The 6,138-nt window shown below is 72.4% G+C and carries 5 protein-coding genes and 1 pseudogene; 5 read left to right on the top strand and 1 reads right to left on the bottom strand.

What is annotated here, in order from left to right:
• The 4 genes and pseudogenes from HMPREF3159_RS14675 to HMPREF3159_RS14660 all read left to right on the top strand — a co-directional run.
• Positions 1-196: pseudogene (locus HMPREF3159_RS14675) on the top strand (ATPase); the annotation flags it as partial.
• A 188-nt stretch (positions 197-384) separates the two neighbouring features.
• Entirely contained in the window at positions 385-1,104 is a 720-nt protein-coding gene (locus HMPREF3159_RS14670; RefSeq protein ID WP_070501866.1) for an L-ribulose-5-phosphate 4-epimerase, read from the top strand.
• A gap of 101 nt (positions 1,105-1,205) precedes the next feature.
• A complete protein-coding gene (gene araA, locus HMPREF3159_RS14665) occupies positions 1,206-2,714 on the top strand; it encodes an L-arabinose isomerase (RefSeq protein WP_070501864.1) in 1,509 nt (502 codons plus the stop codon).
• A 318-nt stretch (positions 2,715-3,032) separates the two neighbouring features.
• Complete coding sequence (locus HMPREF3159_RS14660; RefSeq protein WP_070501862.1) at positions 3,033-4,334, top strand: D-arabinono-1,4-lactone oxidase; 1,302 nt, start codon at positions 3,033-3,035, stop codon at positions 4,332-4,334.
• 10 nt (positions 4,335-4,344) lie between these two features.
• Here HMPREF3159_RS14660 and HMPREF3159_RS14655 read toward each other — a convergent pair whose 3' ends face one another.
• Positions 4,345-4,593 (bottom strand): hypothetical protein, encoded by a 249-nt coding sequence (locus HMPREF3159_RS14655; RefSeq protein ID WP_070501860.1) that lies wholly within the window; start codon positions 4,591-4,593, stop codon positions 4,345-4,347.
• Positions 4,594-4,755: 162 nt separating this feature from the next.
• On the opposite strand from HMPREF3159_RS14655, the gene HMPREF3159_RS14650 reads away from it, so the two are divergent.
• Complete coding sequence (locus HMPREF3159_RS14650; RefSeq protein WP_246821649.1) at positions 4,756-6,066, top strand: ABC transporter substrate-binding protein; 1,311 nt, start codon at positions 4,756-4,758, stop codon at positions 6,064-6,066.
• The last annotated feature ends 72 nt before the right edge of the window (positions 6,067-6,138 follow it).

Genomic DNA, 6,138 nt, shown 5'->3' with positions numbered 1-6,138 from the left:
GGCTGACGGATCGGGTGCCACCGCCGCGGGTGGCGCGCAGTCCCTCAGCGCCTATCTCGACGAGGTCGTCTTCGCCGGCCAGGACATCACCACCCGCTCCCCCGAGGCCGCCGGCCGCGAGGGCCACACGACCTGGCTGGACGCCTACCGCGACGGACTCCCGCTCGCCCGCCGGGCCGGGGACCTGCTCCGCTGATCCCACGACCGGCGCCGCGCGGAAGCGCTCCGTCGGCTGCCCCTTCGCGCGACCGTGACGACCGCTTCACCCCCTGACAGCGTGCCTGTCGATCCACTCCGACCTTGGCCGCCGATCGTGCGGCATGCCCCTTCGCTCCATCTGTGAACGTTGACAGCACCGCAGACCCCGCACCGGAAGGAAGTCCCATGACCCTGGTCCTGACCGACCTGCCCGACGCCGCCCAGCGCGCCGTCGCCGCGACGCGCGAGCGCGTCGCCGCCCTGCACGCCGAGCTGCCCCGCAACCAGCTGGTGGTGTGGACCGCCGGGAACGTCTCCGAGCGCGTCCCGGATCTGCCGGAGGGCGTCCCCGGCCTGTTCGTCATCAAGCCCTCCGGCGTCTCCTACGACGACCTGACCCCCGAGACGATGGTGGTGTGCACCCTCGACGGCGCGAAGATCGTCGACGGCACCCCCGATGCGCTCTCCCCCTCCTCGGACACGGCCGCCCACGCCTACGTCTACGAGCACATGGACCACGTGGGCGGGGTGGTGCACACCCACTCCACCTACGCGACCGCGTGGGCGGCGCGCGGGGAGGAGATCCCCTGCGTGCTGACGATGATGGCCGACGAGTTCGGCGGCCCCATCCCCGTGGGCCCCTTCGCCGTGATCGGCGACGACTCGATCGGCCGCGGCATCGTCGAGACGCTGCGAGAGTCCCGCTCCCCCGCCGTGCTCATGCAGAACCACGGCCCCTTCACCATCGGCAGGGACGCCCGCGCCGCGGTGAAGGCCGCCGTGATGTGCGAGGAGGTGGCACGCACCGTGCACGTCTCCCGCCAGCTCGGCGAGCCGCTGCCCATCGAGCAGTCCCTCGTCGACTCCCTCTTCGACCGCTACCAGAACGTCTACGGCCAGCGCTGACACCGGCCCACCCGGCGTACGCCCCGACGCCTGCGCCACCTGCTCCCACCCACCTGCCGCCCGTCGCCCGCACCGATCCCACTCAGAGACGAGGACACACCATGCACAATCCCTTCGAGACCCGCGAGATCTGGTTCCTCACCGGCAGCCAGGGGCTGTACGGCCCCGAGACGCTCGAGCAGGTCGCCGCGCAGTCCCGCACCATCGCCGAGACCCTCGACGCCGCCTCCGGCATCCCGGTGCGGATCGTGTGGAAGCCCGTGCTCACCGATCGCGACGCGATCCGCGAGGTGGCGCTGGCCGCGAACGCGGACCCGGCCTGCGTCGGCGTCATCACCTGGATGCACACCTTCTCCCCCGCGAAGATGTGGATCCAGGGCCTCGACGCGCTGGCCACCCCGCTGCTGCACCTGCACACGCAGGCGAACGTGGAGCTGCCCTGGTCCACGATCGACATGGACTTCATGAACCTCAACCAGGCCGCGCACGGCGACCGCGAATTCGGGTACATCGCCACGCGGCTCGGCGTGGACCGCAAGACCGTGGTCGGCCATGCCTCGGACGAGACGGTGCAGGCCAAGATCGGCCGCTGGGCCCGCGCCGCGACCGGCTGGGCGGAGATGCACTCCCTCAAGCTCGCCCGCTTCGGCGACAACATGCGCGGCGTCGCCGTCACAGAGGGCGATAAGACCGAGGCCGAGCTGCGGCTCGGCGTCTCCGTGAACACCTGGGGCGTCAACGACCTCGTCGCAGTGGTAGATGCGGTGGACGACCGAGATGTCGACGAGCTCGTCGCCGAATACGAGGAGCTCTACGACGTGGTGCCCGAGCTGCGCCGCGGCGGCGAGCGCCACGAGTCGCTGCGCTACGGCGCCCGGCAGGAGCTGGGCCTGCGCCGCTTCCTCGAGGACGGCGGCTTCGGCGCGTTCACCACGAACTTCGAGGACCTCGGCGGGCTGCGCCAGCTGCCGGGCCTGGCCGTCCAGCGCCTCATGGCCGACGGCTACGGCTTCGGCGCCGAGGGCGACTGGAAGACCGCGATCCTGGTGCGGGTGGCCGCGGTGATGGGCTACGGCCTGCCCGGCGGCGCCTCCCTGATGGAGGACTACACCTACGAGATGACGCCGGGCAGCGAGAAGATCCTCGGCGCGCACATGCTCGAGGTCTCCCCCACCCTCACCACCGGCAAGCCCTCGCTCGAGATCCACCCGCTGGGGATCGGGGACCGCGAGGACCCGGTGCGCCTGAAGTTCATGGCCGACGCGGGCCCCGCGGTGGTCGTGGCGCTGTCCGACATGCGCGAGCGGTTCCGCCTGGTCGCGAACGTCGTCGAGGTGGTCGAGCCCGACGAGGAGCTGCCGAAGCTGCCGGTCGCCTGCGCCGTGTGGGAGCCGCAGCCGGACTTCGCCACCTCCGCCGAGTGCTGGCTGACCGCCGGCGCCGCCCACCACACCGTGATGACCACGGCGGTGGGCCTGGAGGTGTGGGAGGACCTCGCCACGATCGCGGACATCGAGCTCGCGATCATCGACGAGTCCACGACCGTTCGCTCCTTCGCCCAGGAGCTGCGCACCAACCAGGTCTTCCACCGCCTCGCCCAGGGGTTCTGAGAGGCCCGGCCGACGGGACGGGCGGAGCAGCCGACGGGACGGGCGGCCCGTTCCGTCGGCCGCGCGGGCCCGGGTGACGGCCCCCTCTGCCGTGCGGGCCCGGCCCCGTCCGTGCGGCAGGGCCCGACCGGCGGGCCCCATCGGCCCGTGGTCGACAGCTTTTGCTGCCGCCAGGAATCATGCGGAGCCCCACATGGGTCCTGTCGGTACATTTCCTGCCATGCCGGCCCGACGCGCGCGCCAGCCGCGCCGCGCACGGCCTGGCCGGTGCGGCGCCCGGCACCCCGTGACCACGTCCCTCGACACCTCGGAGCGATGATGCCCACCTCGAGCACCCCCGACCCCGTCCTCCACGCCCCCGGGCTCAGCTGGTCGGGCACCGTGGACTACGGACCGGGTCCGCTGCACGCGCCGACCTCTGTCGCCGCGCTGCAGGAGCTCGTCGCCGGCAGCACGAGGCTGCGGGCGCTCGGCACCCGGCACTCCTTCTCCGAGGTGGCCGCGTCGGACGGGCCGCTGGTGACGCTCACGGCGATGCCGCCGGAGATCGAGATCGACACCGAGGCGAGCACCGTCCGCGTCGGCGCCGGGGTGCGCTACGGCGAGCTCGCTGTCGCCGCCCATGCGACCGGGCTGGCACTGCCGAACATGGGCTCGCTGCCGCACATCTCGGTGGGCGGGGCGAGCGCCACCGGCACCCATGGCTCCGGGGACCGCTCGCGCTCCCTGGCCTCCTCGGTGCGGGAGATCGAGCTGGTCACGGCGGGCGGGGATCTGCTGACGCTCTCGCGCGAGGCCGACCCGGACGTGTTCGACGGGGCGGTCCTCTCCCTCGGCACGCTCGGGATCCTCACGCACCTGACCCTCGACCTGGTGCCGGCCGCGCCGATGCGGCAGACGGTCCACCTCGACTTCCCCGCCGAGCGGATGGACGAGGGCAGCCTCGCGGAGATGCTCGGGGCGGGCGCGAGCGTGAGCCTGTTCCACCACTGTGACGGGCACATCGCCCAGGCCTGGGTGAAGCAGCGCCTGAGTGAGGACACTGACGAGGACACCGCGCTTCCCGAGCACTGGCTCGGCGGCCGACGGGCGGGCGGGCCCGTGCACCCGCTGCCGGGGATGCCCGCCGACTTCTGCACCGACCAGACCGGGGAGCCGGGTCCGGCGCACGAGCGTCTGCCCCACTTCCGGCTCGAGTTCACCCCGTCCAGCGGCGAGGAGATCCAGTCGGAGTACTTCGTGCCGCGCGAGCGGATCGGCGAGGCGCTCGCGGCGGTGATGCCGCTCGGGCAGCGGATCCGGCCACTGCTGCACGCCTCCGAGGTGAGGACCGTCGCGGCCGACGAGCTGTGGCTCTCCCCCGCCCAGCACCGCGACAGCGCCTGCGTGCACTTCACCTGGAAGCAGCGGTCAGCCGAGGTCGCGGCGCTGCTGCCCGAGATCGAGGAGCGCCTCGCCCCGTTCGCGCCTCGGCCGCACTGGGGGAAGGTGTTCACGCTGGACCCGGAGGTGGTGCAGGCGCAGTACCCGGACCTGGAGCGCTTCCGGGCGCTGCGGGATCGGCTAGATCCCCAGCGCGTGTTCCGCAACGAGTACGTGGACCGGCTGCTCGGGGCGTGAGCGGCAGAGGTCAGAGTCTCCTGCGGGACCGGAGATGGGCCAGGCCCCCTCCGAGGAGGGCCAGGACTCCCGCTGCGCGGTCGCCGGCCAGCAGGACCACCTGTAGCCAGCCGCCGCTGTTCTGCCACAGCATCCCGTCGGGCTCCACCTTCGAGCGCGCGGACGGGCCGAACAGCGCCGCGTCGAGCATCAGGTCGAAGCGGGCATCGGTCAGCCGGTCGGGGAGCGGGCAGAGGTCTTGGCGGATCGAGTCGCTCATGGCCGCATCCTGGAGTGCGCCCACGTCACGCCATCGGGGTCACCCTCCTCGCGACGCGGACTTCCTCTGGCCTCGGCGTCCGACTTGGGTTAGCGTTTTCCCGCCCCGGTTGGCACGCTTCACCCTCACGACCCGGCAATGACGCTCATCCTCGGAGGCCCCATGTTCACCCGACGCCAGACCCTCGCCCTCCTCGCCGCCGCCGGCGCGATCCCCGTCCTCGCCTCCTGCGGCCCGAACGCCTCAACCGGCGGGGGCGGCGGGGGCGAGGACTCGGGCACGGTGCGCATCTACTGGTGGGGCGGCGACCTGCGCCAGACCATGACGGAGGAGGCGCTGGACCTGTTCGGCGCACAGAACGCGGAGATCACGGTCGAGCCCGAGTACAGCGAGTGGACCGGCTACTGGGACAAGCTCGCCACCCAGACCGCGGGCGGCGACATGCCGGACCTGCTGCAGATGGACGAGGCGTACATCGACTCGTACGGGGCCCGGGGGTCCCTGCTGGACCTCGAGAGCCTCGGCGAGTCGCTGGACCTCTCGGCGATGGACGCGAAGGTGCTGGACACCGGTCGTCTCGCCGACGGCACCCTGGTCGGCGCGCCGCTCGGCATCGGGATCTTCTCGGTCGGTGTGAACCTCGACCTGCTCGAGGCCTCCGGCCAGGAGCTGCCCGACGACACCACCTGGACCTGGGAGGAGCTGCGCGAGACCGCCGCGGCGATCAGCGAGTGGGGCGCCGACCAGGGCGTGATCGGGCTGGACTTCTTCGGCCAGGGCGCGGCCGAGCTCGGCGCCTGGGCCCGCCAGTCCGGGCAGCAGCTCTTCCCCCGCGAGGACGAGACCGCGGTGGACGCGGAGACCATCACCTCCTTCCTCGAGTACGCGAAGTCGCTGATCGACGAGGGCGCCACGCCCGGCGTCGACGCGCAGATCGAGGACGTGGGCGCCGGGGTCGAGCAGGGCCTGTTCGGCACCGGGAAGTCCGTCTTCCACCTCCAGTTCCACACCCAGGTGCAGACCTTCGCGAGCGCCTCCGGGGCGGCGATGACGCTGCTGCGGCTGCCGGCCCGGACCAGCGGCGACCACCAGATGGTGAACAAGGCCTCGATGTACTGGTCGATCGCGGCGACCTCCGCCGCCCCCGAGAGCGCCGGGATCCTGATGGACTTCCTGCTCACCGATCCGGAGGCCGCGAAGGCGCTGCGGCTGGAGCGGGGCGTGACGGCCTTCCCCGAAGTGCAGAGCGCGATCGAGGACGAACTCGACGAGATCGAGCGGATCTGCCTGGACTTCGCCCGCGACCTGCAGGCGGAGGTCTCCCCCGCGCCGCGGGTCACCCCTGCGGACGCCGTCGGCTTCGGCGAGGAGTTCACCCGGATCAGCCAGGAGTTCTACTTCGGGTCGAAGGACGCGCAGGCAACGGCGCAGGAGCTCCTCACGGTGCTGGAAGGGATGCAACCGGCGGAGTGAGCATCGGCCGACGGGCGGGTCGACGGGCGAGCGCTCCCCGGGGCCGCCCGTCGGCCGCGCCGCCCCGTCGGT

The sequence above is a fragment of the Brachybacterium sp. HMSC06H03 genome, assembly GCF_001807385.1.
GTDB lineage: Bacteria > Actinomycetota > Actinomycetes > Actinomycetales > Dermabacteraceae > Brachybacterium > Brachybacterium conglomeratum.
This window is presented reverse-complemented; position numbering and strand designations above follow the sequence as displayed.